This is a genomic window from Delftia sp. UME58 (assembly GCF_014170385.1).
Classification (GTDB): Bacteria; Pseudomonadota; Gammaproteobacteria; order Burkholderiales; family Burkholderiaceae_C; genus Comamonas; species Comamonas acidovorans.
This window is the reverse complement of record NZ_LZZV01000093.1, coordinates 1-2,290: the sequence shown is the minus strand read 5'-3', so window position 1 is coordinate 2,290 and position 2,290 is coordinate 1. Positions and strand designations below refer to the sequence as shown.

At 57.8% G+C, this 2,290-nt stretch carries 2 protein-coding genes; both read right to left on the bottom strand.

Annotation, left to right across the window (positions count from 1 at the left end; translation table 11 throughout):
• Window positions 1–172: 172 nt before the first annotated feature.
• Window positions 173–1,237, bottom strand: coding sequence for an FAD-binding oxidoreductase (locus A9976_RS23050; protein WP_183020929.1), 1,065 nt, complete (start codon window positions 1,235–1,237; stop codon window positions 173–175).
• Window positions 1,238–1,414: 177 nt separating this feature from the next.
• Entirely contained in the window at window positions 1,415–1,930 is a 516-nt protein-coding gene (locus tag A9976_RS23045; RefSeq protein ID WP_183020930.1) for a nucleotidyltransferase family protein, read from the bottom strand.
• Window positions 1,931–2,290: the final 360 nt, after the last annotated feature.

Sequence of the window (2,290 nt, the reverse complement as noted above, 5' to 3'; positions counted from 1 at the left end):
CTTCGGGGCTGGTATAGCTTCTTCGCCATTAACTTGAAAGCGGACGTGCGTGAAATTCTGCTGACAGTCCCGCTGAGCCGGACTCGGAAGTAGCCTAGCTGATGACCGCTCCTGGCCGACTGTAGCCGGTCACGCTTGCCGTCGCGAAAGAGGGGAAGCATATCGGTCCAGATCAAGAACCTAGAACAGCTTCGGCGCAACGGCGGCCAAGGAGGGGGGCAAGGATCACGCCGGGGTGTGCGACCAATGCAAATAAGCCCTCAATTCTTCCCACATGGCCGCATAGCGGTTTGCCGTCGGCCGTCATAGGACGCTGCGCAGCGGTTATGGAAAGCAGGGATGGCGACGCCCCGATTCCAAACAGGCGAGCAATTGCTTCTCCAGTTAGCTCGGCAAGGGCGGGAAGGCCGGCTTCGCCGCTTTCTGGATAATCGGCAGCAGAAACAAGGCCGCCTCCTAAGGAGGGGCGCAGCTCCATTTCTTGCGCGCAAACTAGGTGACGAAGGCCAGCCACTTCAGGACCGAATCGAAGCAATACTGCCGGCGTCTCATAGATCGGAATCTCCACGCCGACCGTCAAGGCAATCGCGCGCGCGCCATAGCCATTGGCGAGCACGACAATGTCGGCGGGTAGTTTCTTCCCCTCAACCACGACCCCCGTGATCCGGTTTCCTGCGGCTTCGATGGCTTCAACCGTTCCTTGGCGGACACTTGCCCCAGCGGCCTGCGCTCCTGCCAGCAGTTTGCGTGCAAATGCGGTGGGTTCCAATGCGAAGTCGTCGGGCGCCCAGGCGGCGAGTGATGGCGGATCTGAAATCATCGGTTCCCTTTCGGCAATCTGAGACCGAGTAAGTCGCTCCATTCGTGTGCCGGCATCCCGATGCTCAGCAATCATTGCTGCCGTTTCGTCCTCCGTAGACCGCCAGAGAATTGCGCCGCGCGCTGCGAGCGGCAACGGGCAGAGTTCGCGTTCGATACATGCGAACTCCTCCAGAGCCTTCAATCTTTCAGCGAATGCTGTAGGGCTGTCAGAGGGCGTGCTCGCGCTGGCACCGACCCAGCCGAAAGAGGAAGCGGTCGCACTGGTGAGGGAATTCGGGGCGCGTTCGATCAATGTGACTGATGCGCCTGCTTTGGACAGATGCCAAGCGGCCGACGCGCCCATGATGCCGCCGCCGACCACGATGACCTTGCCTTTACTTATCACGACTGGATTGTGCTTGAGGAAAATGGGCATGTGTTTGGCTGGGAAACTTGTTGACGGCAAGGGTGGGATTGCATTCCCCTTCGATCCATCGGACGCATCATAGTGTCGATTCGTTCAGATGATCCGAACCGAGACGAAGGACCGCTCCTGGCCGGGAGCTGTCCTTGACGACAGACCGCACCCGACCCACAGCGGTCCTATGTGCGGTCAGGGTGTACAGATTGATAGCCGAGGCCATCGGTGGCCGAATCGCTTGGAACTCACGCGGTGCATAAACGTTGAGACGCTCGCCCGCCGAGGGTTGTGCCGAACTCGCAGTTCAAACAGGTCACTCAATCCGTACGGCGCTATGACCTTCAATGATTCATTACCGTCCAGGTAAATGCCAACGCAAGTGGCAAACTCTGGCCACGTGGCCAGCCCATCGTCCAAAGACGTTAGGGGTGAAACCACCTGGCCGAGCGCTTCTGCGAACCACTCGTGCACTCTGGCCTGGTTTGTCACTTCCCAAGTGAGCGAGGGAAGGAGCCAATGCAGCCGCTCTTGAAGTTCGGCATCGAGAGCTAGAGGCGCTTCGGCATCAAAGTACGCAACGTCCACGTCATCCAAGTTCGAGGGCTCCTGAAAGCCATGCAAGCTATCCCAAACCAAGGATCTGATGGCCCCTGCACCGATGCACCACGAGGGCAAACCAAGGCAGCGAACCGCCCGCAGCGCAGCCATCAGTTGCTCAGAGGATTCGACGAGGTCGCATAGTTGTTGCTCATAGCCAGCTCGAACGGTTGTCATCATTTCGCCAGGAACTAGAATTTCGGGTTGCTTGTATGTGGAAACAGCATATCCGGAATCGTCCGGACGACCACTCCTGGCCGGAAGCGGTTGTCGAAGACTGGCAGTTTTCGACCCGTTGCGGTCCTTTTGGGAGGGCAGCAATCGTCCAGAATCGTTCACTCAAAGCACAAACTGCTACCGACCAAGCACGGAAATTGTCGCAACGAAAAAAGGCTCTGTAGCCAATTTTCTCTTTACCTGTCTATAACTTCATGGTTTATGGTTTACGCCCTAGAACGAGGGAAAGGTCAT